The sequence below is a fragment of the Streptomyces sp. B93 genome, assembly GCF_018070565.1.
Classification (GTDB): Bacteria; Actinomycetota; Actinomycetes; order Streptomycetales; family Streptomycetaceae; genus Streptomyces.
The window spans coordinates 404,505-431,231 of record NZ_JAGPXL010000001.1; the positions used below are offsets into that span (position 1 = coordinate 404,505).

At 71.9% G+C, this 26,727-nt stretch carries 26 protein-coding genes; 15 read left to right on the forward strand and 11 right to left on the reverse strand.

Annotation, left to right across the window (positions count from 1 at the left end):
• The first annotated feature begins 123 nt into the window (after nt 1-123).
• Nucleotides 124-2,826, forward strand: coding sequence for a pyruvate dehydrogenase (acetyl-transferring), homodimeric type (gene aceE / locus KBY47_RS01895; protein WP_210919059.1), 2,703 nt, complete (start codon nt 124-126; stop codon nt 2,824-2,826).
• Between the two features lie 47 nt (nt 2,827-2,873).
• Here the strand turns inward: aceE and KBY47_RS01900 are convergent, their stop codons facing one another.
• Both KBY47_RS01900 and KBY47_RS01905 read right to left on the reverse strand, forming a co-directional pair.
• Nucleotides 2,874-3,014, reverse strand: a complete 141-nt coding sequence (locus KBY47_RS01900; RefSeq protein ID WP_210919060.1) for a methionine/alanine import family NSS transporter small subunit — start codon at nt 3,012-3,014, stop codon at nt 2,874-2,876.
• Nucleotides 3,014-4,591: a sodium-dependent transporter gene (locus KBY47_RS01905; RefSeq protein ID WP_210919061.1), complete on the reverse strand. Its 1,578-nt coding sequence runs from the start codon at nt 4,589-4,591 to the stop codon at nt 3,014-3,016. The genes KBY47_RS01900 and KBY47_RS01905 overlap by 1 nt, the downstream gene beginning before the upstream one ends.
• A gap of 111 nt (nt 4,592-4,702) precedes the next feature.
• On the opposite strand from KBY47_RS01905, the gene KBY47_RS01910 reads away from it, so the two are divergent.
• Together KBY47_RS01910 and KBY47_RS01915 are read left to right on the forward strand one after the other, a co-directional pair.
• Nucleotides 4,703-5,698, forward strand: coding sequence for a YafY family protein (locus KBY47_RS01910; RefSeq protein WP_210919062.1), 996 nt, complete (start codon nt 4,703-4,705; stop codon nt 5,696-5,698).
• Between the two features lie 73 nt (nt 5,699-5,771).
• Nucleotides 5,772-6,290, forward strand: a complete 519-nt coding sequence (locus KBY47_RS01915) for a DUF4240 domain-containing protein (RefSeq protein ID WP_210919063.1) — start codon at nt 5,772-5,774, stop codon at nt 6,288-6,290.
• Here the strand turns inward: KBY47_RS01915 and KBY47_RS01920 are convergent.
• Nucleotides 6,280-6,486 (reverse strand): hypothetical protein, encoded by a 207-nt coding sequence (locus KBY47_RS01920; protein ID WP_210919162.1) that lies wholly within the window; start codon nt 6,484-6,486, stop codon nt 6,280-6,282. The two genes, KBY47_RS01915 and KBY47_RS01920, sit on opposite strands and share 11 nt — an antisense overlap.
• Complete coding sequence (locus KBY47_RS01925; protein ID WP_210919064.1) at nt 6,483-7,376, reverse strand: peptidoglycan recognition protein; 894 nt, start codon at nt 7,374-7,376, stop codon at nt 6,483-6,485. Before KBY47_RS01925 ends, KBY47_RS01920 begins: the two co-directional genes overlap by 4 nt.
• Nucleotides 7,377-7,550: 174 nt before the next feature.
• Between KBY47_RS01925 and KBY47_RS01930 the strand changes: the two genes are divergently transcribed.
• The 3 genes from KBY47_RS01930 (at nt 7,551) to KBY47_RS01940 (ending at nt 11,639) form a co-directional block, all read left to right on the forward strand.
• Nucleotides 7,551-8,735 (forward strand): MarP family serine protease, encoded by a 1,185-nt coding sequence (locus KBY47_RS01930; RefSeq protein WP_210919065.1) that lies wholly within the window; start codon nt 7,551-7,553, stop codon nt 8,733-8,735.
• A gap of 62 nt (nt 8,736-8,797) precedes the next feature.
• Complete coding sequence (locus KBY47_RS01935; RefSeq protein WP_282108335.1) at nt 8,798-9,739, forward strand: TIGR01777 family oxidoreductase; 942 nt, start codon at nt 8,798-8,800, stop codon at nt 9,737-9,739.
• 418 nt (nt 9,740-10,157) lie between these two features.
• Complete coding sequence (locus KBY47_RS01940) at nt 10,158-11,639, forward strand: NAD(P)/FAD-dependent oxidoreductase (protein WP_210919066.1); 1,482 nt, start codon at nt 10,158-10,160, stop codon at nt 11,637-11,639.
• Nucleotides 11,640-11,672: 33 nt separating this feature from the next.
• Here KBY47_RS01940 and KBY47_RS01945 read toward each other — a convergent pair whose 3' ends face one another.
• Nucleotides 11,673-13,199 carry a regulator gene (locus KBY47_RS01945; RefSeq protein WP_210919067.1) on the reverse strand — a complete coding sequence of 509 codons (1,527 nt, stop codon included), beginning with the start codon at nt 13,197-13,199 and terminating at the stop codon, nt 11,673-11,675.
• Nucleotides 13,200-13,430: 231 nt separating this feature from the next.
• On the opposite strand from KBY47_RS01945, the gene lipB reads away from it, so the two are divergent.
• The 4 genes from lipB to KBY47_RS01965 all read left to right on the forward strand — a co-directional run bounded on the left by lipB (nt 13,431) and on the right by KBY47_RS01965 (nt 16,527).
• Nucleotides 13,431-14,231: a lipoyl(octanoyl) transferase LipB gene (gene lipB, locus KBY47_RS01950; RefSeq protein WP_210919068.1), complete on the forward strand. Its 801-nt coding sequence runs from the start codon at nt 13,431-13,433 to the stop codon at nt 14,229-14,231.
• A gap of 74 nt (nt 14,232-14,305) precedes the next feature.
• Nucleotides 14,306-15,271 carry a lipoyl synthase gene (lipA, locus tag KBY47_RS01955; protein WP_210919069.1) on the forward strand — a complete coding sequence of 322 codons (966 nt, stop codon included), beginning with the start codon at nt 14,306-14,308 and terminating at the stop codon, nt 15,269-15,271.
• Between the two features lie 274 nt (nt 15,272-15,545).
• Nucleotides 15,546-15,749, forward strand: a complete 204-nt coding sequence (locus tag KBY47_RS01960) for a hypothetical protein (protein WP_210919070.1) — start codon at nt 15,546-15,548, stop codon at nt 15,747-15,749.
• Between the two features lie 76 nt (nt 15,750-15,825).
• Nucleotides 15,826-16,527 (forward strand): DUF4191 domain-containing protein, encoded by a 702-nt coding sequence (locus KBY47_RS01965; protein WP_210919071.1) that lies wholly within the window; start codon nt 15,826-15,828, stop codon nt 16,525-16,527.
• Nucleotides 16,528-16,631: 104 nt separating this feature from the next.
• Here the strand turns inward: KBY47_RS01965 and KBY47_RS01970 are convergent, their stop codons facing one another.
• The gene (locus KBY47_RS01970) at nt 16,632-17,099 is read right to left on the reverse strand and encodes an RDD family protein (protein WP_210919072.1); all 468 of its coding nucleotides are present in this window, start codon (nt 17,097-17,099) and stop codon (nt 16,632-16,634) included.
• Nucleotides 17,100-17,306: 207 nt separating this feature from the next.
• Between KBY47_RS01970 and glnA the strand changes: the two genes are divergently transcribed.
• The 4 genes from glnA to KBY47_RS01990 all read left to right on the forward strand — a co-directional run bounded on the left by glnA (nt 17,307) and on the right by KBY47_RS01990 (nt 20,727).
• Nucleotides 17,307-18,716 carry a type I glutamate--ammonia ligase gene (glnA, locus tag KBY47_RS01975; protein ID WP_210919073.1) on the forward strand — a complete coding sequence of 470 codons (1,410 nt, stop codon included), beginning with the start codon at nt 17,307-17,309 and terminating at the stop codon, nt 18,714-18,716.
• Nucleotides 18,717-18,850: 134 nt separating this feature from the next.
• Nucleotides 18,851-19,135 (forward strand): hypothetical protein, encoded by a 285-nt coding sequence (locus tag KBY47_RS01980; protein ID WP_210919074.1) that lies wholly within the window; start codon nt 18,851-18,853, stop codon nt 19,133-19,135.
• 91 nt (nt 19,136-19,226) lie between these two features.
• Entirely contained in the window at nt 19,227-20,135 is a 909-nt protein-coding gene (htpX, locus tag KBY47_RS01985) for a zinc metalloprotease HtpX (RefSeq protein WP_210919075.1), read from the forward strand.
• A gap of 1 nt (nt 20,136) precedes the next feature.
• A complete protein-coding gene (locus KBY47_RS01990) occupies nt 20,137-20,727 on the forward strand; it encodes a hypothetical protein (protein WP_210919076.1) in 591 nt (196 codons plus the stop codon).
• A 56-nt stretch (nt 20,728-20,783) separates the two neighbouring features.
• Here KBY47_RS01990 and KBY47_RS01995 read toward each other — a convergent pair whose 3' ends face one another.
• The 5 genes from KBY47_RS01995 to KBY47_RS02015 form a co-directional block, all read right to left on the reverse strand.
• On the reverse strand, nt 20,784-21,098 hold the full coding sequence (locus KBY47_RS01995; protein WP_210919077.1) for a hypothetical protein: 315 nt from the start codon (nt 21,096-21,098) through the stop codon (nt 20,784-20,786).
• A 170-nt stretch (nt 21,099-21,268) separates the two neighbouring features.
• Entirely contained in the window at nt 21,269-22,264 is a 996-nt protein-coding gene (locus KBY47_RS02000; RefSeq protein ID WP_210919078.1) for an NAD-dependent epimerase/dehydratase family protein, read from the reverse strand.
• A 121-nt stretch (nt 22,265-22,385) separates the two neighbouring features.
• A complete protein-coding gene (gene glnII, locus KBY47_RS02005; RefSeq protein ID WP_210919079.1) occupies nt 22,386-23,414 on the reverse strand; it encodes a glutamine synthetase in 1,029 nt (342 codons plus the stop codon).
• 389 nt (nt 23,415-23,803) lie between these two features.
• Nucleotides 23,804-24,475 (reverse strand): hypothetical protein, encoded by a 672-nt coding sequence (locus tag KBY47_RS02010; protein ID WP_210919080.1) that lies wholly within the window; start codon nt 24,473-24,475, stop codon nt 23,804-23,806.
• Nucleotides 24,476-24,573: 98 nt separating this feature from the next.
• Nucleotides 24,574-24,936 carry an arsenate reductase family protein gene (locus tag KBY47_RS02015; protein ID WP_210919081.1) on the reverse strand — a complete coding sequence of 121 codons (363 nt, stop codon included), beginning with the start codon at nt 24,934-24,936 and terminating at the stop codon, nt 24,574-24,576.
• Between the two features lie 245 nt (nt 24,937-25,181).
• Between KBY47_RS02015 and KBY47_RS02020 the strand changes: the two genes are divergently transcribed.
• A complete protein-coding gene (locus tag KBY47_RS02020; RefSeq protein ID WP_210919082.1) occupies nt 25,182-26,717 on the forward strand; it encodes a DUF1996 domain-containing protein in 1,536 nt (511 codons plus the stop codon).
• The last annotated feature ends 10 nt before the right edge of the window (nt 26,718-26,727 follow it).

Below are 26,727 nucleotides of genomic sequence, written 5' to 3' on the forward strand. Positions count from 1 at the left end.
GATCAGCGAGTTACAGTCGCCGACGGGCTTCCACCGAAGCCTCAGCCCTGTCCTGCCAAAGACCTAGGGCACCCCTGACCCTTACCGATGAGGGAACCCCCTTCGACTGAGGAAGGCGGCGACATGACCGACCCCAACGCCATCCAGCCGAGCGAGCTGGACCAGCTCCCGGACCGCGACCCCGAGGAGACCGCCGAGTGGCGGGCCTCGCTGGACGCCGTCGCCAAGGCGGCCGGGCCGCACCGTGCCGCGTACCTGATGCGCCGCACGCTGGAGCGCGCCGAGGGCACCGGCGTCGCCCTGCCGAAGCTCCTCGAGACCGACTACGTCAACACCATCCCCACCGCCGCCGAGCCCGCCGTGCCCGGTGACGAGGAGATGGAGGCCCGGATCACCGCCTGGAACCGCTGGAACGCGGCGGCCATGGTGACCCGCGGCTCCAAGTACGGCGTCGGCGGCCACATCGCCACCTTCGCCTCCGCGGCCTGGCTCTACGAGACCGGGTTCAACCACTTCTTCAAGGGCAAGGAAGCCGACGGCTCCGGCGACCAGCTCTACATCCAGGGCCACGCCTCCCCCGGCATCTACGCCCGCGCCTTCCTCGACGGCCGTCTGAACGAGACGCACCTGGACAACTTCCGCCGTGAGGCGGGCGGCGACGGCCTGCCGTCGTACCCGCACCCGCGCCGGCTGCCCTGGCTGTGGGAGTTCCCCACCGTCTCCATGGGCCTCGGCCCGCTGTCGGCGATCTACCAGGCGCGCTTCAACCGCTACCTCACCAACCGCGGCATCAAGGACGTCTCCGCCTCCCACGTGTGGGCCTTCCTCGGCGACGGCGAGATGGACGAGCCGGAGTCGACGGCGGCGCTCGCGCTGGCCGCGCGTGAGGAGCTGGACAACCTCACCTTCGTCATCAACTGCAACCTCCAGCGCCTCGACGGCCCCGTCCGCGCCAACTTCAAGATCGTGCAGGAGCTGGAGGCCCAGTTCCGCGGCGCGGGCTGGAACGTCGTCAAGACGCTGTGGGGCTCGGCCTGGGACGACCTGTTCCAGCTGGACACCACCGGCGCGCTGGTACGACGGCTGCGCGAGGTACCCGACGCGCAGGTGCAGACGTACCAGACCCGCGATGCCGCCTACATCCGCCAGGACTTCTTCGGCGCCGACCCGGCGCTGGTGGAGATGGCGAAGCTGCTCAGCGACGACAAGATCCTCGACTGCTTCCACTTCTCCCGCGGCGGCCACGAGTCCCGCAAGGTCTACGCCGCCTACCGGGCCGCCCTCGCCCACAAGGGCGCGCCGACCGTGATCCTGGCGCAGACCGTCAAGGGCCACACCCTCGGTGCGGGCTTCGCGTCGAAGAACGCCAACCACCAGATGAAGAAACTGTCGGTGGACGAGTTCAAGACGATGCGCGACCTGCTCGGCCTGCCGATCGCCGACAGCGCGTTCACCGACGGCCAGGTGCCCTACGCCCACCCGGGCGCCGACTCCCCCGAGGTCCGCTACCTCCAGGAGCGCCGCGCCGCCCTCGGCGGTCCGGCCCCGGCCCGCCGGGTGCACCCGGTGGCGCCGCTGCCCGCCCCCGCCGACAAGGCCTTCACCGCCTTCGACAAGGGCTCCGGCTCCCAGAACGTGGCCACCACCATGGCGTTCGTCCGCCTGGTCAAGGACCTGGTCCGCGACAAGGAGACCGGCAGGCGCTGGGTGCCGATCGTCCCCGACGAGGCGCGCACCTTCGGCATGGAGAGCCTCTTCCCGTCCCTCGGTATCTACTCGCCCAAGGGCCAGACGTACGAGCCGGTCGACCGCGACCAGCTGATGTACTACAAGGAGGCCAAGAACGGCCAGATCCTCAACGAGGGGATCACCGAGGCCGGTTCGATGGCCGACTTCATCGCCGCTTCGACGTCGTACGCGACGCACGGCGAGGCGATGATCCCGTTCTACATCTTCTACTCGATGTTCGGCTGGCAGCGCACGGCCGACCAGATGTGGCAGCTCGGCGACCAGCTCGGCCGCGGCTTCCTGGTCGGCGCGACGGCGGGCCGTACGACGCTGACGGGCGAGGGCCTCCAGCACGCGGACGGTCACTCGCCGGTGATCGCGGCGACCAACCCGGCGGCGCTGACGTACGACCCGGCCTTCGCCTACGAGGTCGCGGCGATCGTCAAGGACGGTCTGCGCCGGATGTACGGCCAGGCGGCCCCGGGTGAGGACCCGGACGTCTTCTACTACCTGACCGTCTACAACGAGCCGCTGCCGCAGCCCGCCAAGCCCGCCGCCCCCGGCATCGACGAGGGCATCGTCAAGGGCCTGTACCGCTTCAACACCGCCGAGTCGGCGGGCCTGAGCCCGGCGGCGAACGCCCCGCGGATCCAGCTCCTCGGCTCCGGTACGGCGATCCACTGGGCGCTGAAGGCGCAGCAGCTGCTCGCCGAGGAGTGGGGCGTTGCCGCCGACGTGTGGTCGGCGACGTCCTGGGGAGAGCTGCGCCGGGACGCGCTGGAGGCCGACGCGGCGCTGCTGCGCGGCGAGGAGCGGGTGCCGTACGTCCGGCGGGCGCTCCAGGGCGCCGAGGGCCCGGTGCTGGCGGTCTCCGACTACATGCGTCAGGTGCCGGACCAGATCGCGCAGTGGGTCGAGCAGGACTACAGCTCGCTGGGCGCCGACGGCTTCGGTCTGTCGGACACCCGGGACGCGGCCCGGCGGTACTTCGGTGTCGACGCGCAGTCCATCGTCGTGGCGGCGCTGGCGCAGCTGGCGCGGCGCGGCGAGGTGAAGGCGACGGCCGTGAAGGAGGCGCGCGAGCGCTACGGCCTGTGAGGCGGTGAACGGCACCGGCTTCCCCGGGGGGGAGCCGGTGCCGTTCGTCATTCCGCGGTGGGGATGCCCAGTTCGTCGGGCTCGGGCCCGGGGTCGGGGTGGCCGCGGAGCCGGATGATGGCCATGGCCAGACCGCCCCAGACGATGAGGATCGCGATGATCATCATCGCGATGGCGCCACCGGACATCAGCGGCCCTCCTCTCCGTGTTCGCCGTGCCTGCGCTTGCGTTCGTGGGCCGCCTGTTCCTCGGCGGTCTCCAGGTCCAGGTCGATCAGGCCGCCCTTGGCCGCCTTCCACGGGATCAGCGAGAGCAGTACGGCGACCAGCAGCGCGCCGATCGCCACGCTCCAGCCCGCACCCAGCAGGAAGTCGGTGGAGTAGCCCTCGTAGTTCTCGTCGAACTCGTCGCGGAGGCTGTCGACCATCATCCAGCCCAGCACGACCGGGGTGATGACGCCGAGGCAGATCCGCCACCAGTGGCCGAGCTGGATGGCGGAGGTGGCGTCGGCGTTGCGTTGCAGCTCGGGCAGCTTGCGCATGATCCAGGCCACCCAGACGACGCCGACGAGTCCGGCGAGGGCGATGCCGTACTGGTTGATGAAGTGGTCGGAGGCGTCGAGCAGGTAGACGCCCTCGTCGGTCGGGAACAGCAGGATGGACACGATCGCCACCGCGCCGCCGACGCTGAGCACGGCCGGGATGCGGTGCATGCCGGTGCGGTCCTGCACGGCGGAGACCACCACCTGCACGATGGAGATCAGCGAGGAGAGTCCGGCGATCACCAGCGACACGAAGAACAGGACGCCGAACGCCTCGCCCAGCCACATCTCGGAGATGACCGTCGGGAAGGCCACGAAGGCGAGCCCGAGCCCCGCGGCGGCGACCTCCTGGACGGGCACGCCCGCGGCCTGCGCCATGAAGCCCAGCGCCGAGAACACGCCGATGCCGGCGAGAATCTCGAAGGAGCTGTTGGCGAACCCGGCGACCATCGCGGAGCCGGTGAGGTCGGCGCGCCGCCGCAGGTAGGAGGCGTAGGTGACCATGATGCCGAAGCCGATGGAGAGCGAGAAGAAGATCTGGCCGTAGGCCGCCACCCACACGCTGCCGTTGCCGAGTTCGGACCAGTCGGGCCGGAAGAACGCGTCCAGTCCCTCGGCGGCTCCGTCCAGGGTGAGCGCCCGGATGACGAGGATGACGAAGAACACCACCAGCAGCGGGATGAAGATCTTGTTGGCCGCCTCGATGCCGCGCCGGATGCCGAAGGCCAGGATGACCAGCACCACCACCCAGACGGCGATCAGCGGCCACAGCACCCCGGGCACGTAGCCCGACACGAAGCCCGGCTCGTCCGCCGCTTTCAGGAAGCTGCCGAAGAGGAAGCCCTCCGGGTCGTCGCCCCAGGCCTCGTCCACCGAGAAGCCGACGAAACGGATGGCCCAGGCGATGATGACCGCGTAGTAGGTGGCGATCACGAAGGAGATCGCCACCTGCCACCAGCCGAGCACCTCGGCCGGGCGGGACATCTGCCGCAGCGCGGCGGGGGGCGAGGTGCGGTATCTCCGGCCGATCGCGTACTCCATGATCAGCAAGGGGATGCCGGCGGTGAGCAGGGCGATCAGATACGGGAACAGGAAGGCGCCGCCGCCGTTCTCGTAGGCGACGGCCGGGAAGCGCCAGATGTTGCCGAGACCGACGGCGGAACCGATCGCCGCCAGCAGGAAACCCGTGCGCGTGGACCATTGTTCGCGGGGCTGGTTGGCCATGTGTCCGTCCTAGGTCAGGGACTGAGACGACTCGACGTTAACAGGGGTTTTGTCCGCACCCCAGGGTTCTGTACGCCCGGGCAGGTGACGGGGGCGGGCACAATGGCGGGCATGCGTGCCGCCCGGCTGATCAAGATGGTGCTGCTGCTCCAGTCCCGCCCGTCCATGACCGCTGCCGAACTCGCCCGGGAGCTGGAGGTGTCCGAGCGGACCGTCACCCGGGACGCGCAGGCCCTGTCGGAGGCGGGCGTCCCGGTCTACGCCGACCGGGGGCGGGCCGGCGGCTACCGGCTGATCGGCGGCTACCGCACCCGGCTCACCGGGCTGCACCGCGGCGAGGCCGAGGCGCTGTTCCTGTCGGGGGTGCCGGGGGCGCTGCGGGAGATGGGCCTGGAGGACGCGGCGTCGGCGGCGAGGCTGAAGGTGTCGGCGGCGCTGCTGCCGTCGCTGCGGGACGCCTCCCGCACGGCGGCGCAGCGGTTCCACCTGGACGCGCCGAACTGGTTCCACGAGCCGAGGACGCCCGAGCTGTTGCCGGACGTCGCCGAGGCCGTGTGGGACGACCGGCCGGTGACGGCCCGTTACCGGCGCGGCGAGCGCGAGGTCGCCCGGGAGCTGGAGCCGTACGGGCTCGTGCTGAAGGCGGGCGTCTGGTACCTGTGCGCCCGCGTCGCGGGGGACGCCTCCTACCGCGTCTACCGGATCGACCGCTTCACCGTCGTACGGCCCGGCCCGGACCGCTTCGACCGCGACCCGTCCTTCGACCTGCCCGCGTTCTGGGCCGAGCGTGCCGAGCAGTTCGCCCGTTCCCTGCTGCGCGCGGAGGTCGTCGTACGCCTCTCCCCCGCGGGCGCGCGACGGCTGCCGCACATCGTCGACCCGCTGGCCGCCCGTGAGTCGCTGGCCGCCGCGCCCGCCCCGGACGACGACGGCTGGGTCACCGTGACGCTCCCGGTGGAGTCCGAGGAGGTCGCCCACGGCCAACTCGCCTCGCTGGGCCCCCAGGTCGAGGTGCTGGCCCCCGAAGGGCTGCGGGCCCGCTTCGTGGCGGACGCGGAGCGGCTGGCGGCGCTGTACCGGGCTGACCCTGGCGCTGTACCGGGCTGACCCTGGCTGGGGCACGACGATCCGTCGCACTCCGCGTGCGTCGCCCCCGTGCAGGGACGATGCTGGAGCCGTGATGGACGAGACGGAGTTCTGGGAGCTGGTGGACACCAGCCGTGCGGCGGCCGAGGGCGATCCGGAGGAGCAGGCGGACCTGCTGGTGGAGCGGCTCGCCCTGCTGGACCCGGAGGCGGTGCTCGACTTCGCCCGTCATTTCGAGGCGCGCTACAACCGCGCCTACCGCTGGGACCTGTGGGGTGCCGCCTGGGTGCTGCTGGACGGCGCCAGCGACGACGCCTTCGACTTCTTCCGGTGCTGGCTGATCGGGCAGGGCCGGGAGGTCTTCGAGGGCGCCCTGCACGACCCGGACTCCCTCGCCGAGCTGCTGGACGACTTCGACGAGGAGGTCGACGGCGACGGCGAGGAGCTGGGGTACGCCGCCGACGAGGCCTACGAGCAGCTCACCGGCACCGTCGCCCCGGACCTGGGCATCCCGCCCGCCACCGCGGAGCCGGAGGGGACACCGGTGGACTTCGAGGACGAGCGGGCGCTGGCGGCGCGCTACCCCCGGCTGTGGGAGCGGTTCAGGGACTGAGCCAGGTCTCGTACGTCTCGTGCAGGGGCGCGGCGTTGGCCTGGTCGAGGGCCGACGCGGTGACGGCGGCCGGGCCGAGGACGACGGTCGCGGCGGCGCAGACCGCCTTCCAGGGGTTGCGCAGGACCACCGTCAGCGGGCCGGGCCGGCCGGGGGCCGCCGCGGGGTCACGGGGATCGTCACTGAGGTCGTTCATGCGCGTCCACCTCCGGTGGCACTGGCGATACGTCCCTGGAGGCGGGCGGCGAGTTCACGGATCTCCGGGAGTGCGGCGCTGAGGGCGGCGCCTGGGCAGCTGGTCATGTAGCCGTCGTTGTGTCCGGCGAGGGCGGGCAGGATGGCCCGGGTCCCGGCGGCGTAGCGGCTGCCGCTGTTGCTGGAGACGAGCCGGACCCGGCTGCGCGGGTCGGTGTCCGACAGGCCCAGTTTCCAGGCGGCGACCGCGGCGATCGCGTCGGTCATCGCACGGGGCACGTCGGCGCCCGCGGTGAAGGTGCCGATGGCGGCGATGCCCGCGGTGCGGTGGTTGAAGCCCTGGGTGTGGGCGCCGGTGACGGCGCGTTCGACGCCGCCCGCGCGGCCCTCGTAGATGGTGCCGCACCGGTCGACGAGGAAGTTGTAGCCGATGTCGTCCCAGTCGCGGGCGCCGGTCTGTCCCGCGTACAGGCCGCGGATGATGCGGGGCGTCTGCGCGCAGTCGTAGGCGTTGGGCGAGTCGGTGTGGTGGACGAAGACGGCGACGACCTCGTCGTCGTAGCGGGGCGGCGGCTGGTCGCGGGTGCCCTCCGCCGTCGCCCACACGGAGCGGGGCAGGATGTGCGGCCGGGGGGCGCCGTGCGGGGCGGCGCGGGCGGCGGGCCGTTCGGCCGCGACGCCGACGGCGTTCTCGACGCCGTTCGCGCACAGGAACAGCGCGGCCACGGCGGCGATCCCCGGCAGACAGCCGAGGGCCACCCGGGCCGGTCCGGGTATGTGGACCGGGCGGTGGAGCGCCCGGCGGCGGTGGGTGGCACGCCGTCGTCTTCCCCGGGCTCTCCGGATCCGCTGGACCGCGCGGATCGCTTGCGTTCTTCGCGGGACACGCATGGTTCCCACTGTCGGGGTGTTCCGCCGTGCCCGCGATGTGTGCTGTGCCACCCGGTGGAACCATCGTCCCGGTCCGCGACGTTTTCCGGGGTACACACGCTGACCGGTGGCTGATCACTGGGCCCCTGCCATGCGTATGGAAGGCGTGGAGGGATCCGAGAGGAAGGCGGCTCCGTGGACCTGGTCGACATCCTGTTGCTGCTGGTGGCCCTGGCCTATGCCGCGTCCGGGTACCGGCGCGGGCTGGTGGCGGGCTGTGTCTCGCTCGCCGGTTTCGTGGGCGGCGCGGTCATAGGCGTGTGGCTGCTGCCGTGGGTGCTGGACCTGGTGACGCCGGGGACCACCGCGGCGACGGTGACCGCGGTGCTGACGGTGCTGGTCCCGGCGGTGCTCGCGCACGAGCTGGCGGGGCGGCTGGCGCTGCGGCTGCGGCGCGAGCTGGACCGGGGGCCGCTGCGGGTGGCGGACGGCGTCGGCGGGGCGGTGGCCGGTTCGGCCGCGGTGCTGATCGTGGCGTGGGTGGCGGCGAGTGTCCTGGCGGCGTCCTCGTCGTCGCTGCTGACCTCCGCGATCCGGGACTCCAGGGTGCTGGGCGCGGTGCAGCAGGCGATGCCGGACACCACCCCGGCGTGGTTCTCGCGGGCCACGTCCGCGCTCACCGAGGCGGGCTTCCCGCAGGTCTTCAACCCGTTCGAGAACGAGTCGACGGCCGAGGTGGCCCGCCCCTCCGGCGACAGCGTCACCGCCGCGGCGACGGACGCCGCCCGCACCAGCACGGTCAAGGTGGAGGGCGTCGCGGGCACGCAGGGCCGGGAGGGCAGCGGTTTCGTGTACGCGGCGGAGCGGGTGATGACCAACGCCCATGTGGTGGCGGGCATCGACGAGCCGACCGTCCGGGTCGGCGGTGTGGGGCGGGCGTACGACGCGCGGGTGGTGCTCTTCGACCCGGACAAGGACGTGGCGGTGCTGTACGTGCCCGGACTGGACGCCCCGACGCTGACGTTCGTCGACGACGCCGCACGGGGGGACGCGGCGGTGGTCGCGGGCTATCCGCAGGACGGCGGGCTCGACCTCCAGGCGGCGACGGTCGCCCACCGCGTCCGGGCGAACGGGCAGAACATCTACAACGACGACACCGTCACCCGCGAGATCTACGCCATCCGCTCCACCGTCCGCCCGGGCAACTCCGGCGGGCCGCTGCTGACCACCGACGGCAAGGTGTTCGGGGTGGTCTTCGCCCGCTCCACCTCCGACACCGAAACGGGCTACGTGCTGACGGCGGCGGAGGTCGCCGACGAGGCCGGACGCGGGGCGCGGGCGACGGCGGCGGTGGACACCGGCGACCTCGTCACGTCCTGAGGGGCGCCGCCCCCGTGTCCGCCGCGCGCCCGCCCAACGGGGATTCGCGCCGCGGCGACGGCATGATGGCAGCGGCAGGCTGGACGGACGGTGAAGTGGGTGGCGGTGTGGCGGGTTCCAGGATCGCGGTGGCCGGGGCGTCCGGGCTCATCGGCAGCGCCCTCGTGCGGTCGTTGACCGCCGACGGGCACGAGGTGGTGCGCCTGGTACGCCGCGCGCCCCGGGCCGGGGACGAGGTCCGCTGGGACCCGGAACAGGGGTACGTCGACGCGGCGGGGCTCGCTGGCTGCGACGCCGTGGTGAACCTGGCGGGGGCCGGGGTCGGCGACCGCCGCTGGTCGGAGGCGTACAAGGCGCGGCTGCGGGACGGCAGGGTGAACGGCACCCGGGCCCTCGCGGAGGCGCTGGCGAGCCTCGACGACGGCCCGCGGGTGCTGGTGAACGGCAGCGCGATCGGCTACTACGGCGACACCGGTGACCGCGCGGTCGACGAGGACGCGCCCGCCGGGGAGGGTTTCCTGCCCGAGCTGTGCGTGGCGTGGGAGGCGGCGGCGACACCGGCGCGGGAGGCGGGCGTGCGGACGGTGTTCGCGCGGACCGGTCTGGTGGTGGCGCGGGAGGGCGGGGCGTGGGGACGGCTGTTCCCGCTGTTCAGGGCCGGCCTCGGCGGGCGTCTGGGGGACGGTCGGCAGTACTGGTCGTTCATCGCCCTGCACGACGAGGTGGCGGCGCTACGGCATCTGCTGGACCGCCAGGACCTGTCGGGGCCGTTCAACCTGACGGCCCCTCACCCCCCGACGAACCGTGAGATCACCGCGGCGATGGGCCGGGTCCTCGGCCGGCCGACCCCGTTCCCGGTACCCGCGCCGGTTCTTCGGGCCGTCCTGGGCGAGATGGCCTCGGAGGTCCTGGGCAGCCAGCGAGTCCTCCCCCGCCGCCTGTCGGAGTCGGGCTTCGCCTTCGCGTTCCCGGAGATCGAGGACGCGATCCGCGCGGCGGGGTGACTCCGTCGGTGGGGCGGGGGACTCCGTCGGTGGGGCGGGACTCCGTCGGTGGGAGGGACCTCCGCCGGTGCGGCGGGCTGACGTCCGTGCCCGTACGGCGGCGGGCTGACGGCTGCCGGTGCCGCGGCGGGCCGATGTCTCTCGGTACGACGACCGGCGCCGCCCACCCACACCACGGCGGGCCGACGACTGCCCGTACGGGGGCCGGCTGACGCCGGTCGAGGTCGCGGCGGGCTGACGTCTCTCGGTGCCGCGGCGGGCGGGTGTGACCGTATGCGACCGGTGTGCGACCGTGCCCTGGGCATGCGCGACTGTTCTGGACCGATCACCGCCTTAACCTCGAGCCGAACTCGGGTATCCCTGGAGCCTGTTGGGGGCATGACGTCTCCAGCGGCCGCGCAACCTCGAGGAGGGGCACGTGCTTGAGCCCGCGTTTGAGGCGGACGTCGTCGTCGTGGGGGCCGGGGTCGCCGGTCTTTCCGCGGCCCATCGGCTGACCCGCGCAGGAGTGAGGACCGCAGTCCTGGAGGCCGCCCCCTGGGTCGGCGGCCGTATGTCCACCGAGAAGATCGACGGCTTCCGGCTCGACCGGATCGGGCAGCTGCTGACCATGCCCGCGGCCCCTTCCGCGGCCCACCCCGACCTACGGCTGATCCCCGGGCTCGGCGCGCTCGCCCTGCGCGCCTTCGCCCCCGGTGTCCTCCTGCACGGCGAGGGACGGCTGCGGCACGCCGGTGCGCCGCCGGGCGGAGGGAGCGCGATGGGCGCACTCAACGCCGTGCGCGCCCTCACGAGCGCCCCCCGACGCCCTTCGCTACCCGGACTCCCCGGAGTGCCCCGGAGCCGCTCCCACGCCCCCGGAACCCGCACGGGCGTCCCCAGGCCCCGCTCCCGCGCCCCGCTCGGCGGCCCCGTGGACCAGGCCCGGCTGAACGCCGCCCTCGCCCGGATCGCCGCCACCCCCGTCGATCGGCTGCTGTCGCGCCCCGACCTGCCCGCCGCCCAGGCCCTCGCCGCCCGCGGACTGCCCGCCCGGACCGTCGACGGCTTCCTGCGCCCGCTGCTCGTCGCCCTGCTGTGCGACCCGGAGCTGACCACCTCCAGCCGGTGCGCCGACCTCGCGCTGCGGGCGTTCGCCGGCGGACGGCTCTGCGTGCCGGAGGGCGGCGCCGAGACGCTGCCGGAGCTGCTGGCGGGCGCGCTGCCCCCCGGCACCGTCCGCACCGGGGTCCGGGTCACCTCCGTCTCGACGACCTCGGTGACCACCGCCGAGCACGGCGAGTTCCGCTGCCGGGCCGTCCTGCTGGCCACCGACGCCCGGTCCGCCGCCGAGCTGCTGCCGGGCCTGCGGGTGCCCGGCTTCCACCCGGTGACGGTGGTCCACCACACCACGGACGAGCCGCCCGGCACCGGCGCCGCCCTGCTCCTGGACGCCGACCGCCGCGGCCCCGTCGCGCACACCGCGGTGATCAGCGCGGTCGACCCGGGCCGGGCCCCGGCGGGCCGCGCGCTGATCACCTCGACGGTCCTCGGCCCGCCCCCGCCGGACCTGGACACCGCCGTACGCGCACACCTCGCGCGCCTCTACGGCACCTCCACCACCCGCTGGGAGACCCTCGCCGTGCACCACACCGCCGAGGCCGTACCGGCGATGCCGCCGCCGCACGACCTACGGCGTCCGGTACGGCTGCTGGCGGGCCTGTACGTGTGCGGCGACCACCGCGACGTCAGCACCGTCCAGGGCGCCCTGCACTCCGGCCAGCGGGCCTCGGCGGCGATCCTGGCCGACCTGGGCGCCGCCGGTTCGATGCACCAGGCGGACCCGGCACCTACGTCCCGCACCGCGCCGCCCCCGGCGGAACCGGCCCCCGCGGCCCCGGCGGAACCCGCGGCCGCCTGACGACGACCGCACCCCGCCCGGCCGGGCGGCGGCTCACCCCAGCGCGGCCACCCGGTCCCGGTATCCCCGTACCGGGGCGGCGTCCTTGTACGGCTCCAGCCTCCGCTCGAAGTCCCTGACGTACTCCATGGCCCGTACCGACCGCATCTCCGCCGCAGCTCCGGCCGCCTCGGCGGCCAGCTGGCAGGCCTGGTCCAGCTCGCCGAGGCCGAGCCGGGCGGTGGCGAGCACGACCCGGCAGAACAGCCGGCTGCGCGCGTAGGACGGGGCGCGCAGCTGCAACGAGCGCTCGGCGTGCTGCGCGGCGGCGCGGAACTGCTGGAGGTCGCGGTGGCAGTGGCCGAACTCGTCGGCGAGCTGTGCCTCGTCGAAGAACCGGGCCCAGTGCGGCACCTCGTCACCGGGCCGCGCGCCCTCCAGCGCACGCTCGGCGCGCACCAGCGAGGCCGTGCACGCCCGCACCTCGCCGAGCACACCGTGACCGCGCGCCTCGGCGGCCTGGAGCAGCGCCTGCACCACCGGCGGCGCGGAGGTCCCGATGCCCTGCTGGGCGACCCGCGCGAGCTGTACGGCCTCCCGCCCGTGCCCGAGGTAGACGGCCTGCCTGCTCATGGTGACCAGGACGTAGGAGCCGTAGGCCCGGTCCCCGGCGGCCTGCGCCAGCCGGAGCGCCTGCACGAAGTACCGCTGCGCGAGCCCGTGCGCGGCGATGTCGTACGAGGTCCAGCCCGCGAGCCGGGTGAGGTCGGCGGCGGCGGCGAACAGGCGGCGGCCGGTCTGCTCGCCGTAGCTGCCGCGCAGCATCGGCTCGCACTCGTGCTCCAGGTAGCGCACCAGGGCCTGCCGGGCGTGGCCGCCGCCGTAGGCGTCGTCGAGGGCGCGGAACAGCTCCCCCACCGAGCGCAGCGCGGCGATGTCGCCGCCGGTGACCCGCTGGCCGGGGCTGCGCTCGGCCTGGCTGCCGCGCTGCCGGGGCACCGGGGGCAGTCCGGGCGGCAGGGGCTTGCCGGTGCGGGGCTGGACGGGGACGCGGGCGGGCGTGGCGGGCACGGGGCGCGCGGAGTGCGCGGGGTGGGCGGACGGCGCGGGGTGGGCGCCGGCTTCGCCGCGGGCGACCTTCTCGTCGGGGCGGCCGATCAGCCAGTCGCGGCTGGGCACCACGAGCCCGGCCGCGGTGAAGGCGATCTTGCGGAGTTCGGCGTGGCTGCCGGAGTCCTTGCGCCACAGGCCGCTGACGATGTCGATGGCCTCCTCGGGGGTGGCGGCGAACTCCAGACCGGCGTAGACGGGGGCGCAGGCGTCCAGGCCCAGGTCCTGGGCGGTGAGCCGCCGTCCGAGGCGCCGGGTGAACACCTCGGCGATCAGCGCGGGGGTGGTGCCGCGCGGCTGCTGTCCGCGCAGCCATCGTGTGACCGATGTCTTGTCGTATCTGAGATCGAGTCCGTGTTCGAGGCCGAGCTGGTCCACGCGACGGGCGAGACCTGCGTTGGAGAACCCCGCTTCTGCGATGAGCGCGGCGAGCTGGCGGTTGGGGGTGCGCTGCGCGGGTCGTTCCGTCATCTGCGGTGCGGTCTCCTGCCTTCCAGGCAACAGTGGTGCCCGGATTGCCTGTGAGCAGCCCTTATGGCCTCATGAACGGCGCGAATGTAGCGGAGAGTAAGCGGCTGATCGCACACTTCGACGTTCATTCATCCGATCGTGTGAGGATTGACCGCGGGGCTGACGCCCGAGAGGGAGTCGTACAGTGGCGTTGGCGCGTTTCACGCCTTACGACCTAGGGAGGCACTTGCCGTGAGTGAACTGCGGTTCGTCCGCATGGGTTTCGGTGCGGATGCCGTCGAGTACCAGGAGGCGTGGGACGAGCAGCGCCGGGTGCACGCGGCCCGGTTCGCCGACGAGATCCCCGACACGGTGCTCCTCCTGGAACACCCCCCGGTCTACACCGCGGGCCGCCGTACGGCGGACAGCGAGCGTCCCATCGACGGCACCCCCGTGATCGACGTGGACCGCGGCGGCAAGATCACCTGGCACGGCCCCGGCCAGCTGGTGGGCTACCCCATCCAGAAGCTCCCCCGCCCGGTCGACGTGGTCGCGCACGTACGGCGCCTGGAGGAGGCCCTGATCCTCGCCTGCGCCGAGTTCGGCCTGGAGACCTCCCGCGTCGAGGGCCGCAGCGGCGTCTGGGTCCTCGGCGACCCGGTGGAGACCCGCCCGGCGCTCGGCGGACTCTCCCTGGACTTCGACCCCCGGCTGACCGACGACGAGTTCGACCCCCGCCTCAACGGCCCCGAGTACGCCCCCTCCAACGCGGGCCAGCGCCGCGAGGACCGCAAGATCGCGGCCATCGGCATCCGGGTCGCCAAGGGCGTGACGATGCACGGCTTCGCCCTGAACGTGAACCCCGACAACGCCTGGTTCGACCGCATCATCCCGTGCGGCATCCGCGACGCGGGCGTGACGTCCCTGGCCAACGAGCTGGGCCGGGACGTGACCATCGACGAGGTCCTGCCGGTCGTCGAGCGGCACCTGAGGGACGTACTGGAGAACGCGGACCTCAGGCCGCGCGAGATCGAGAAGGCACCGGCGGCCTGAGACTGCCCGTCGGCATTCAATTCCACGGGCGTACCCTGAAGAACGCCGAAGAATCAATCGCTAGGGAGCCGGTCGTGTCCGCAGTCACCCCCGACGGACGCAAGATGCTGCGCCTGGAGGTCCGCAACAGCCAGACCCCCATCGAGCGCAAGCCCGAGTGGATCAAGACCCGGGCGAAAATGGGCCCCGAGTACACGAAGATGCAGAACCTCGTGAAGAGCGAGGGCCTGCACACGGTCTGCCAGGAAGCCGGCTGCCCCAACATCTACGAGTGCTGGGAGGACCGGGAGGCCACGTTCCTCATCGGCGGTGACCAGTGCACCCGGCGCTGCGACTTCTGCCAGATCGACACCGGCAAGCCCGAGGCCCTCGACCGTGACGAGCCCCGCCGCGTCGGCGAGTCCGTGGTCACCATGGACCTGAACTACGCCACGATCACCGGCGTCGCCCGCGACGACCTGGAGGACGGCGGCGCCTGGCTGTACGCCGAGACGGTCCGCCAGATCCACCAGCAGACCGCGGAGCGCGAGGGCGGCCGCACCAAGGTCGAGCTGCTGGCCCCCGACTTCAACGCCGTGCCCGAGCTGCTGCGCGAGGTCTTCGAGTCCCGCCCCGAGGTCTTCGCGCACAACGTCGAGACGGTCCCGAGGATCTTCAAGCGCATCCGCCCGGGCTTCCGCTACGACCGCTCCCTGAGGGTCATCACCGACGCCCGCGACTTCGGCCTGGTCACCAAGTCCAACCTGATCCTCGGCATGGGCGAGACCCGTGAGGAGATCAGCGAGGCGCTGCGCCAGCTGCACGAGGCCGGGTGCGAGCTGATCACCATCACCCAGTACCTGCGTCCCTCGGTGCGCCACCACCCGGTGGAGCGCTGGGTCAAGCCGCAGGAGTTCGTGGAGCTGAAGGAGGAGGCCGAGCAGATCGGCTTCTCCGGTGTGATGTCCGGCCCGCTGGTCCGGTCCTCCTACCGCGCCGGACGCCTGTACCAGATGGCCGTCGAGAAGCGTGGCGCCTACGTCGCCACCCAGGCCGTCTGACAGCCCGTCACCCGGCGTACGTACCACCGGCATACGACGCACGTGTGAATTCCCGCACAAGAAGCTACCTGCCAGTAGCGGCCGATACGACGCGGTCCCGACCGTCCTCGCAGATGAGGGCCCCGGTCGGGGCCGCGTCGGCGTTCCGACCCGCCCCATCAGGCCTTCATGGGCGTTTGACCGGTCGGTCACGCCCTGGTAACACCGAACAGTGACCCTGGCCTCACGCCACGTGCACCCGTACCCAGAGCCCGTACCGAGGGGGACCCCCATCATGCAGGCCGCGCCCGTCCGAGCCACAGCGATCCCGTCGATCACCGAAGCGCTGCGTGCCGTCGAGTCACTGCTCATGAGCGGCGGGCAGCGCACCGCCCGCCGCAACGCCTGGACCTCCGTCCTGGAGGACCGCCGCCGGGCCAAGGACCGCGTCGAGGCCGAGCGGCTCCTCGAACAGGCCCTGGCCGCCCGCTCCTCCTGACCCCGTCCCCGTCCTCGCCCGTCCCGCCGGGACACCGCCGTCGTCGGCACTGCCAGGGCCACGTAGACTTCGTGACATGGCGAGGAAGGAAACCGCAGCGGACGCTGCGAACCCCGGGCGACTGAAGCAGATCGCCCTGACCTACAAGATGACCCGCAAGGCCGACAAGAAGATCGGTCTTGTACTCGCGGCTGTCGGAATCGTCACCTTCGGTGTCTTCCTCGCGATCGGTTTCTTGATCGGGCACCCCATCTACCTAGGCATCCTGGGCCTGCTGCTCGCCTTCCTCGCGACGGCGATCGTCTTCGGGCGCCGGGCCGAGCGAGCCGCCTTCGGGCAGATGGAAGGCCAGCCGGGCGCGGCGGCGGCCGTGCTCGACAACATCGGCCGGGGCTGGACCACGACCCCCGCGGTGGCGATGAACCGCAGCCAGGACGTGGTGCACCGGGCCGTCGGCAAGCCGGGCATCGTGCTGGTCGCCGAGGGCAACCCGAACCGGGTGAAGAGCCTGCTCGCCGCCGAGAAGAAGAAGATGAACCGCATCGTCGCGGACGTCCCGGTGCACGACCTGATCGTCGGCAACGGCGAGGGCATGGTCGAGCTGAAGAAGCTGCGCACCACCATGCTGAAGCTCCCCCGCGTCCTCAGCGGCCCGCAGATCACCGTCACCAACGACCGGCTGCGCGCCCTCGGTGACCTGATGAGCAACATGCCGCTGCCCAAGGGCCCGATGCCGAAGGGCATGCGCATGCCGAGGGGCGGCCCCAAGCCCCGCTGAGCCCCGCCCGACCGTTACAACGATGGGGGCGCCCGGTGTGACACCGGGCGCCCCCATCGTCGTAACGGTGAGACGGTGAAGGGGTGAAACAGTGAACCGGGCCCCTAGATCCGCACCTCGACCGTGCGGGCCAGCCGGTCGTGGAAGCCGCGGCCGTCGCGGTCCCAGACGAGGGCGGGGATGGCCAGGCACAGCAGGGCCGAGCGCACCAGGGCGCGCGTCGGGCTGACCGTGCCCGTCTCCAGGACGACCACGCGCAGGCCGAGCAGCCGCTTGCCCGGGGTGCAGCCGATGGTGCCGACCGTCAGGACGCTCAGCACGAAGAAGATGAGCAGGGCCCAGTTGCCCGTGGCCTGCCGATAGCCGTCCGTGATCAGGCCGTATGCGATCAAGAGGCAGAGGCCCCAGTCGATCGCGAGGGCCGCCAGGCGGCGCCCGGGTCCCGCCAGCGACCCCGGTCCGGACTCCGGGAGTCCCAGCTGCTGCCCCCGGTATCCGAAGTCCGCTCCCTCTTGTTCCAGGGCCGCGCGGGGCCCGGAGAGCCACGATCCGATTGCTCGCCTCTTGTCCACCCGTACAAGGTACCGACCGCGCATTCGAGAGGACCACGGCGGGGTGTTCCGGAGCTACGGTGGAAGCAGCCCGGTTAACTTGTGCGAAACAAATGGGTCACGCCCGAGAAATCACGCGTCCCTAGGGTCGAGGTCAGCGTGTGCCACCGCACTGGCCGCACAACGAACTACCACCCCGGCGGGACGGTCGGGAGTAGGAGGAGCTGGATGTTCCAGAACGCCGACGAGGCCAAGAAGTTCATCGCGGACGAGGACGTCAAGTTCATCGACGTCCGCTTCTGCGACCTCCCGGGCGTCATGCAGCACTTCACGGTGCCCGCTGAGGCGTTCGACCCCACCGAGGAACTGGCCTTCGACGGCTCCTCGATCCGGGGCTTCCAGGCCATTCACGAGTCCGACATGGCGCTGCGCGCCGATCTGTCCACCGCCCGCGTCGACCCGTTCCGCCGGGACAAGACGCTGAACGTGAACTTCTTCATCCACGACCCGATCACCGGCGAGCAGTACAGCCGTGACCCGCGCAACGTGGCGAAGAAGGCCGAGGCGTACCTGGCGTCGACGGGCATCGCCGACACGGCGTACTTCGGCCCGGAGGCGGAGTTCTACGTCTTCGACAGCGTCCGCTTCGCCACCTCGTCGAACGAGTCCTTCTACCACATCGACTCCGAGGCGGGCGCCTGGAACACCGGCGCGCTGGAGGACAACCGCGGCTACAAGGTCCGCTACAAGGGCGGCTACTTCCCGGTCCCGCCGGTCGACCACTTCGCCGACCTGCGCGCCGAGATCTCCCTGGAGCTGGACCGCGCCGGTCTGAAGGTCGAGCGCCAGCACCACGAGGTGGGCACCGCCGGCCAGGCCGAGATCAACTACAAGTTCAACACGCTGCTCGCCGCCGCCGACGACCTCCAGCTCTTCAAGTACATCGTGAAGAACGTCGCCTGGCGCAACGGCAAGACCGCGACCTTCATGCCGAAGCCGATCTTCGGCGACAACGGCTCGGGCATGCACGTCCACCAGTCGCTGTGGAGCAACGGCGACCCGCTGTTCTACGACGAGCAGGGCTACGCCGGGCTCTCGGACACCGCCCGCTTCTACATCGGCGGCATCCTCAAGCACGCCCCGTCGCTGCTGGCCTTCACCAACCCGACGGTGAACTCCTACCACCGCCTGGTGCCGGGCTTCGAGGCCCCGGTGAACCTGGTCTACTCGCAGCGCAACCGCTCCGCCGCGATGCGCATCCCGATCACGGGCTCCAACCCGAAGGCCAAGCGCGTCGAGTTCCGCGCGCCGGACTCCTCCGGCAACCCGTACCTGGCCTTCTCGGCCCTCCTCCTGGCGGGCCTGGACGGCATCAAGAACAAGATCGAGCCCGCCGAGCCGATCGACAAGGACCTCTACGAGCTGGCCCCCGAGGAGCACGCGGGCGTCCCGCAGGTCCCGACCTCCCTCCCGGCCGTCCTCGACTCCCTCGAGGCCGACCACGAGTTCCTCCTCCAGGGCGACGTCTTCACCCCGGACCTGATCGAGACCTGGATCGACTACAAGCGCACCAACGAGATCGCGCCGCTCCAGCTGCGTCCGCACCCGCACGAGTTCGAGCTGTACTTCGACGTGTGACCGGCCACCCCGAGGGGCGCCACCCGGAGTCCGGGTGGCGCCCCTCGGGCGTTTTCGGACGGCGCCTCCCGGAAACCGCGCGGGCGAGGGATCCTGGTAGGTGAACGATGAATCGTCGAGAGAGGCGAACGGGGATGACGGACCAGGGCGACTCCGAGCGGGAGTTCGACATCAAGTGGGCCGACGAGGCCGAGCACAAGGAGCCCTCGGCGCGGGCCCGCATGCTCGCCGAGCGCTGGAAGCACGAGCCGCCGGGACCCGTCCCGTTCCGCCCGGAGCCGGAGGGGCGGGGGCGCGGCCGAGTCCGCAGGCGGGGGCGCATACGGCGGGAGAGGTCGCCGTGGATGTCGGTGGCGCTGGTCTTCGGGATCATGGCGACGGTGATCCTGCTGCTGGGGTACACCGGCTTCCGGGGTTGATTGCCGTAGCGGGCGCTTTGCGCCCTTTGGGTGGGGCTGGTGCACACTGGCAGTGACGCAGGCGCGTTCCAGGGAACTGCGGGGTGAGCACATGCACAGCCGCTTCCGGAGTGATCGGCGGTTGACCGCCCGGATGGGGGTCACGCTGTTCCTGCTCGGGTTGTTGTACGTGGCGTTCATCGCCGCGCTGATCGTGCTGCTGAAGTCGTGGGTGCTGGTGGTGGTGATCGCGGCCGGGCTGCTGGGGGCGCAGTACTGGTTCTCCGACCGGATCGCGTTGTACGCGATGCGCGGGCGGGTCGTGGAGCGGCAGGAGTATCCCGAGCTGCACGCGGTGGTGGACCGGCTGACCGCGATGGCGGACATGCCGAAGCCGGTGGTCGCCGTCTCCGCGATGGACCTGCCGAACGCGTTCGCCACCGGGCGGAACGCCGATCACGCGGTGGTCTGTGTGACCGACGGGCTGCTGCGGCGGCTGGAGCCCGCGGAGCTGGAGGGCGTGCTCGCGCACGAGCTGTCGCACGTGGCGCACCGGGACGTCGCCGTGATCACGGTCGCCTCCTTCCTCGGGGTGATCGCGGGGCTGATCGTCCGGTTCGCGTTCTACTCGCAGCTGTTCGGCGGCGGGCGGCGGGACCAGAACACCGCCGTCGTGTTCATGGCCGTGATGGCGGTCTCCGCGGCCGTGTACGCGATCAGTTTCCTGCTCATCCGGGCGCTGTCCCGGTACCGGGAGCTGGCGGCGGACCGGGCCGCAGCGCAGCTCACCGGCCGTCCCTCGGCGCTGGCCGCCGCCCTGACCAAGGTCACCGGGGACATCGCCAGAATCCCGACCCGGGACCTGCGCACCGCGCAGGCCTTCAACGCGTTCTACTTCACCCCGGCGCTGGGCCGGGAGCCGAGCCTGGCCCGGCTGTTCTCCACGCATCCGACCCTGGAGCAGCGGCTGGAGCAGCTGGGACGGATGTCGGCGGAGCTGGGCGAGGGGACGGGGCGGTGACATGGGGCGGCTGATGGACATCCTGCTGGGCCGCAGCAAGCCGGTCGCACCCGATCTCGACCAGCTCTTCGCGCTGCCGTCGGCCGCCGTGACCCTGGAGGCCGCGGCCTCCTTCACACCGACCGGGCGGGGCGCGGTCTGCTTCGCCACGGTGGAGGGCGCCGCCTTCGAGCAGATCCACCGCGAGGTGCGGGCCCTGCTGGACGCGGACGCGGACCGGCGGGGCTCGCCGGTGAGTCTGGAGCGGGACGACTACGGGTACACCTGGCTGGTCTCGCGGCGGGCTCCCGACGAGCTGCCCCAGCTCGTCAACGACCTGCACGCCGTGAACAGCTCCATGGAGATCAACGGCTTCGGCCCGCAGCTGCTCTGCTCACTGGTCGGCTTCCGGGACGCGGACGGGCGGCCCCTGGCGCTGGTCTACCTCTACAAGCGGGGCACCTTCTACCCGTTCGCGCCGCTGCCCGGCGGCCCCGGACAGCGGCGCGACAGCGCACTGGAACTTCAGATCAAGGCCGTCCTCGTCAACGACCTGCGCGTCGAGCAGGACCTGAGCCGCTGGTTCCCCCTCTGGGGCGCCCCGGGCCTGTGACTGACCGGCCACCTCCGGGGGCCGTCCCGGGTGGGACGGCCCCCGGTGGTTCCCCCTCAGCGGTGGTAGCGGATCAGCGCCCGGACCATGTGGCAGGTCGTGTCCGACGGCGGGTGCACTCCGATCAGTTCGGCGGTGCTCCTGATCGTCTCGTTGCGCGCCTGGTTGGGCACGTAGACGCCCGAGTCGAGCAGGGCGATCGCCAGGCGCAGGGCCTTGAGGCGGCGGTTGTGCGTGATGTACCACTCGCGGGGGCGGCCCGGCGGCAGGGGGCGCTTCTCCACGGGTGCGTACGGCAGGTCGAGCAGGACGGGACGGGACGCGGTGGACTGGGTGGGCAGCGGCTTCGCCTTCAGTGCGGCAGCGGGCACAGGTAACCTCCTGGCTCTCGAACACTGCTACCAGTCTACTGCCCGCCACTGACAATCGGGGGTGGCTGAGCCGCCCTCAAATCCGCTGGTGAGCTGGGTGATTGGGAGTGTTTCAGGGCGGGCTCATGAGGCCCGTGGGAGGCCCTCGCAAATTCGAACAGAGCCTTCCCTCAACCGGCCAGCGCCTTCGCCTCCAGCTCCGGGTCAAGGCCCACGGGCGGCCGGTCCGGGCGCTGTGGCGCGGTGCCGCCGATGCCGCGCAGCCAGTGCCAGGTGTCGGCGACGGTCTCCCTCACGGGACGGCAGCGCAGGCCCGTGGCGAGGGCCCGGGAGACGTCCGCGCGGTGCAGGGCGGCGTGCAGCTCGCTGTCCGGCGGCACCCACACCGGCAGCTGCGTCCAGGGCTGGATGCCCGCCGCCAGTACGGCGGCGGGGTCGGTCCAGCGCAGTTCGGCCGCCCCGCCCGTCACCGCGGCGCAGGCCTCCAGCAGCTCGGCGGTGGTGGCGTGCCCCGAGGGGCTGATGAGGTTGCAGGGCCCGCTCAGCCCGGCCGCCAGCGCGTCCAGGGTCCATGCGGCGAGGTCCCGGACGTCGACGTACTGGAGCGGCAGCTCGCGTGGGCCGGGAGCGAGGACGGGGCCGCCGCGGGCGGTGCGGTTCAGCCACCACGGCAGGCGGCCGATGTTCTCGTAGGGCCCCAGGATCAGCCCGCACCGCACGAGCAGTGTCCGGTCGGCGCCGAAGGCCTCCTCGGCGGCCAGTTCACCGCCCCGCTTGTCCCGCGCGTAGTCGGTGGCGTCGGCGTGGGGCGAGGCGCCGTCGACCAGGGGCGCGTCCTCGGTGTACCCGGCGGCGGGCGGCCAGGCGTACACCGAGCAGCTCGACACGTACGCGTACCGGCCGGCACGGTCGCGCAGCAGCCGTGCCGCGTCCCGGACCGCAGGGGGCGCCGCCGACCAGGTGTCCACGACGGCGTCCCAGGGGCCTTCCGCCGTGAGCGCGGCGAGACCGTCGGGGTCGGTGCGGTCGCCGTGCAGGGAGCGCGCCCCGGCGGGCGGGGCGTGTCGCCCACGGTGGAAGACGGTCACGTCCCAGCCGCGCGCCAGCGCCGCCTCGACGACGGCCCGTCCCACGAACTCCGTACCGCCCAGCGTCAGCAGCCTCATGCCGGTGAACTCTGCCAGGAGGGCGGGGCGGCGCGGAAGCCCCGTCTGCCGTCAGCAGAGACGGCGGGCACGCGAAGGGGCGCCCACCGGTTCGGCGGGCGCCCCTCGGAAAGCCGACGGATCAGACCTGACCGGCCTTCTCCAGCGCCGAGCAGCAGGTGTCGACGAGGAGGCGGGTCACCACGTACGGGTCGACGTTGGCGTTGGGGCGGCGGTCCTCGATGTAGCCCTTGCCGTCCTTCTCGACCTGCCACGGGATGCGCACCGAGGCACCGCGGTTGGAGACGCCGTAGGAGTACTCGTTCCACGGGGCGGTCTCGTGCAGGCCGGTGAGGCGGTCGTCGATGCCCGCGCCGTAGTTCTTGACGTGGTCGAGCGGCTTGGAGCCCTCACCGAGCGACTCGCAGGCGGTGATGATCGCGTCGTAGCCCTCACGCATCGCCTTGGTGGAGAAGTTGGTGTGCGCGCCCGCGCCGTTCCAGTCGCCCTTGACCGGCTTGGGGTCGAGGGTGGCGGAGACGCCGAAGTCCTCGGCGGTGCGGTAGAGCAGCCAGCGGGCCACCCACAGCTGGTCGGAGACCTCCAGCGGGGACAGCGGGCCGACCTGGAACTCCCACTGGCCGGGCATGACCTCGGCGTTGATGCCGGAGATGCCCAGGCCCGCCTTCAGGCAGTTGTCCAGGTGGGCCTCGACGACGTCACGGCCGAAGATCTCGTCGGCGCCGACACCGCAGTAGTAGCCGCCCTGCGGGGCGGGGAAGCCGCCCTCGGGGAAGCCCAGCGGGCGGGAGCCGTCGAAGAAGGTGTACTCCTGCTCGATGCCGAAGATCGGCTCCTGGGCGGCGAACTTCTCCGCGACCTCGGTGAGCGCGGCGCGCGTGTTGGAGGAGTGCGGGGTCATGTCCGTGTTGAGGACCTCGCACAGCACCAGGATGTCGTCGCCGCCGCGGATCGGGTCCGGGCAGGAGAAGACCGGCTTGAGCACACAGTCCGAGGCGTGGCCCTCGGCCTGGTTGGTGGAGGACCCGTCGAAGCCCCAGATCGGCAGCTCGGCACCCTCGGCGTCACCGGCAATGATCTTCGTCTTGGAACGAAGCTTGGCGGTCGGCTCGGTGCCGTCGATCCAGATGTACTCAGCCTTGAAGGTCACGGGCCACTTCCTTCGGGGTGGGTCTGGGCGCGCTTGCGGGTGCTGCGGCGCTGCGGCACCGGTGCGCCGCGCTCATGTGTCCCGCAGCCTGTCAACAGGCGGTTTCCCGGCCATTGCCCGTTTGTGAACCCCGTGTTACCTGGTGGTGGTGTGGCCGGGCTCACGCCGTGAGGCGGGGCGGAGTGCGCCGCCCCCGGCCGACGGCCGCCGGTGCCCGCCCCGTACGGCCATGGCCGTACGACGGCCCGTACCGGCTCGTATGCGATGGGAATACGGCGGTCAGGGCGGGGGGCGGACGACGACGCGGCCCCGCCGCTCCCGGCCGGGAACGGCGGGGCACCCCCCTGACCTGCGAGGTGACGCCCCCCGACGCCGCCTCGCAGGGTTCCTCAGCCCACCTTCTCGATGACCGCCCGGCGGATCAGGAACTTGCCGGGTTCGCGGACCTGTTCGAAGGCGGCGTCGTTCAGCAGCACACAGCTGCCGGAGACGGAGGTGACCTCCACGGTCGTGGACTTGTTGTTGTCCAGGTTGGTCACCTTCAGCTTCGTCCCGGCCGGGAACTGGTTGCTGGACGCGGCCGGGGCGCCGCCCTCGCCGGAGAGCGTGACGGTGGAGCCGTTGCACACCTGCTCCCCGGCGGCCACGGCACCCCCGCCACCGCCACCGGCACCCGCGCCCGCGTCACCGGCCCCCGCGTCACCGCCCTGACCCGCCGCGGGCTGGGACGGCTGCGCCTGGGGGTCCTGAGCCGACCCCCCGATCGCCTCGCCGACCTCGCACCCGGACGCCTCCTGCTGGAGGCGGATCTGGGCGATGACCGCCTCACGGTTGGCGATCCGGGCCTCCGACTGCGCGTCGGGAGCGGCCCGCTGGCCCTCGATGAACCGCTGGTTGTTGCCGAGGGCGGTGGCCAGCCCCTGACAGACGGTGGAGTCGGCGGCGGTCTGGGCGGCGTTGGAGGTGCTGGCCATGACGAACGCACCGCCTCCCGCCACCGACGCGGCGCTCACCAGCAGCGCGATCTTCTTCTTCGTACTGAGCTTTCTCCTACGCGACATGCGCGCCTCCTGAAGAGGTCGGGGAGCGTACGCCGCTATGTACGAGATCTCGAACGAGGTTACTCAGTGGTCACGGGAGGAGATCCGAGTGACCTGCGTCACCCCCGGGAGAGCGCGTCCCGTACGGCCTCGTCGGTCCTGGCCACCACCGCCGTGCCGTCGCCGGCCGTGATGATCGGCCGCTGGATCAGCTTCGGGTGCTCCGCGAGCGCGGAGATCCACCGGTCCCGCGCGCCCGCGTCCCGCGGCCACTCCTTGACGCCCAGCTCCCTGGCGACGGCCTCCTGGGTGCGGGTGATGTCCCAGGGTTCGAGGCCGAGGCGGGCGAGCACGTCCCTGATCTCGTCCTCGCCCGGCACGTCCTCCAGATAGCGGCGGACGGTGTACTCGGCCCCCTCCGCGTCCAGCAGACCGACGGCGGCACGGCACTTGGAACAGGCAGGGTTGATCCAGATCTCCATGCCCCTCACGGTACGTCCCGCGCGCCCGCCGACCCGCGGGGGGCGCGGCCACCGACCGCAGCGGATCAACAACTCCCGGTGCCCGAAAGGCAGTTGAAACGCACGGGACACAAGAATCTCCGGTCAATTTCCGCGACGGCTGAACACCGGTGGAACCGCCTCCGTATGTCAGGGCGCCGCTTCACTCCTGTCGGGCGCCTCGCTGCCCCGCAAGGGATGCCCCGCAAGGAAGTCAGAGGAGTTCCATGGGACGCAACACAAGAAAACGCCGTACGCCGCTGGCCACCAAGGCCATAGCCGCATCGGCGGCCCTAGCGCTCGGTGGGGGCGGGCTGGTCTGGGCGAACTTCTACGCCTCGGCGCACGAGTCGAACAAGGCGGAGAACCGGGTCAAGACGACGGGCGCGCAGATCGCCACGATCTCCTGTCCGGACGTCGGTGAAAAGCTGCGGAAGGTGCCCCGCCGGGCACGCAACGGGGTCGCCAGGGAGCTGGCGAACCTCGACAAGCAGATCACCGAGGCGTACGCCCGGCTCGCGTCGACACGTCAGGCCCAGGAAGGGGACCCGGCCTTCGTCCAGAACGCCATCCTCAACCCGCTGAAGTCCAAGCGCGTCGCCACCATCGACCGGATCGGCATCAACGTCCGGCGCGCGGGCGGCACCACGCCGAGGTGGCTGGGCAAGCTCGCCGAGTGCAAGGGCATGGGCGGCGACGAGGTCAACAACGGCGACGGCGGCACGCCGCCCGCGAGCCAGGAACCGAGCGTGGATCCCGGCCAGGGCGACGGCGGCGGTGACGCCGGCAACGGCGGCGGCGACGGCGGCCAGGTCGGCGACAACGGCAACGGTGCCGCCGGACCGTTCGCCGACGACTTCGTGGACATCACCACCGTCGAGCCCAACACCCCGCCGTCGAACGGCAACGGCTTCGCGGCCAACGGCGACAGCGGGTCGCAGGGCTCGTTCACCACGGTCTGCGGTGTGAACGAGAACAACAAGTTCAACACCGACAACCTGATCGTCGCCCCCGGTGTCGACAACGGCGCCCACCACCTCCACGACTACGTGGGCAACCAGGGCAACGACGCCTTCGCCAGCGACGAGGACCTGGCCAACGCCGACACCTCCTGCCAGAACCAGGCAGACAAGTCCACGTACTACTGGCCGGTGATCCGCGTCCAGGACGGCACCCAGGAGTTCGACGCCAATGAACTCGGCGGTGGCCTCGAAGGCAACGTCGGCCGGGTGGTGAAGGCCAGCCAGGCCGAGATCCGCTTCGTCGGCAACAAGCAGGGCGACGTCGTCGCGATGCCGAAGTTCCTGCGCATCATCACCGGCGCCGCCAACGCGTTCACCAACGGCGACGCGAACGCCAACGCCGCATGGAGCTGCACCGGCTTCGAGGACCGCCAGCTGCGCGACAAGTACCCGATCTGCCCGCAGGGCAGCCAGGTGGTGCGCACGGCCAACTTCCAGAGCTGCTGGGACGGCCAGAACATCGACAGCGCCAACCACCGCGACCATGTGGCGTTCGTCCAGGAGGACGGCACCTGCGCCAACGGCTTCGTGGCGATCCCGCAGCTCCAGGTCCGGCTGGTGTACGACGTCCCGGCCCCGGTCATCGAGAACGGGCAGATCCAGGCCCCGTTCGCGGTGGACGGCTTCCCGGAGCAGCTGCACAAGCCGATCACCGACCACAACGACTTCATCAACGTCATGGACGACGAGCTGATGAACCAGGTGGTCGAGTGCATCAACACCGGGCAGGACTGCCAGTGACGCCCCGCCA

Excerpts from the sequence above, each read along its gene's own strand:
- aceE (WP_210919059.1), top strand. The coding sequence starts at position 124 with ATGACCGACCCCAACGCCATCCAGCCGAGCGAGCTGGACCAGCTCCCG.
- KBY47_RS01900 (WP_210919060.1), bottom strand. The coding sequence starts at position 3,014 with ATGTCCGGTGGCGCCATCGCGATGATGATCATCGCGATCCTCATCGTC.
- KBY47_RS01905 (WP_210919061.1), bottom strand. The coding sequence starts at position 4,591 with ATGGCCAACCAGCCCCGCGAACAATGGTCCACGCGCACGGGTTTCCTG.
- KBY47_RS01910 (WP_210919062.1), top strand. The coding sequence starts at position 4,703 with ATGCGTGCCGCCCGGCTGATCAAGATGGTGCTGCTGCTCCAGTCCCGC.
- KBY47_RS01915 (WP_210919063.1), top strand. The coding sequence starts at position 5,772 with ATGGACGAGACGGAGTTCTGGGAGCTGGTGGACACCAGCCGTGCGGCG.
- KBY47_RS01920 (WP_210919162.1), bottom strand. The coding sequence starts at position 6,486 with ATGAACGACCTCAGTGACGATCCCCGTGACCCCGCGGCGGCCCCCGGC.
- KBY47_RS01925 (WP_210919064.1), bottom strand. The coding sequence starts at position 7,376 with ATGCGTGTCCCGCGAAGAACGCAAGCGATCCGCGCGGTCCAGCGGATC.
- KBY47_RS01935 (WP_282108335.1), top strand. The coding sequence starts at position 8,798 with ATGATGGCAGCGGCAGGCTGGACGGACGGTGAAGTGGGTGGCGGTGTG.
- KBY47_RS01945 (WP_210919067.1), bottom strand. The coding sequence starts at position 13,199 with ATGACGGAACGACCCGCGCAGCGCACCCCCAACCGCCAGCTCGCCGCG.
- KBY47_RS01960 (WP_210919070.1), top strand. The coding sequence starts at position 15,546 with ATGCAGGCCGCGCCCGTCCGAGCCACAGCGATCCCGTCGATCACCGAA.
- KBY47_RS01965 (WP_210919071.1), top strand. The coding sequence starts at position 15,826 with ATGGCGAGGAAGGAAACCGCAGCGGACGCTGCGAACCCCGGGCGACTG.
- glnA (WP_210919073.1), top strand. The coding sequence starts at position 17,307 with ATGTTCCAGAACGCCGACGAGGCCAAGAAGTTCATCGCGGACGAGGAC.
- KBY47_RS01980 (WP_210919074.1), top strand. The coding sequence starts at position 18,851 with ATGACGGACCAGGGCGACTCCGAGCGGGAGTTCGACATCAAGTGGGCC.
- htpX (WP_210919075.1), top strand. The coding sequence starts at position 19,227 with ATGCACAGCCGCTTCCGGAGTGATCGGCGGTTGACCGCCCGGATGGGG.
- KBY47_RS01990 (WP_210919076.1), top strand. The coding sequence starts at position 20,137 with ATGGGGCGGCTGATGGACATCCTGCTGGGCCGCAGCAAGCCGGTCGCA.
- KBY47_RS02000 (WP_210919078.1), bottom strand. The coding sequence starts at position 22,264 with ATGAGGCTGCTGACGCTGGGCGGTACGGAGTTCGTGGGACGGGCCGTC.
- KBY47_RS02010 (WP_210919080.1), bottom strand. The coding sequence starts at position 24,475 with ATGTCGCGTAGGAGAAAGCTCAGTACGAAGAAGAAGATCGCGCTGCTG.
- KBY47_RS02015 (WP_210919081.1), bottom strand. The coding sequence starts at position 24,936 with ATGGAGATCTGGATCAACCCTGCCTGTTCCAAGTGCCGTGCCGCCGTC.
- KBY47_RS02020 (WP_210919082.1), top strand. The coding sequence starts at position 25,182 with ATGGGACGCAACACAAGAAAACGCCGTACGCCGCTGGCCACCAAGGCC.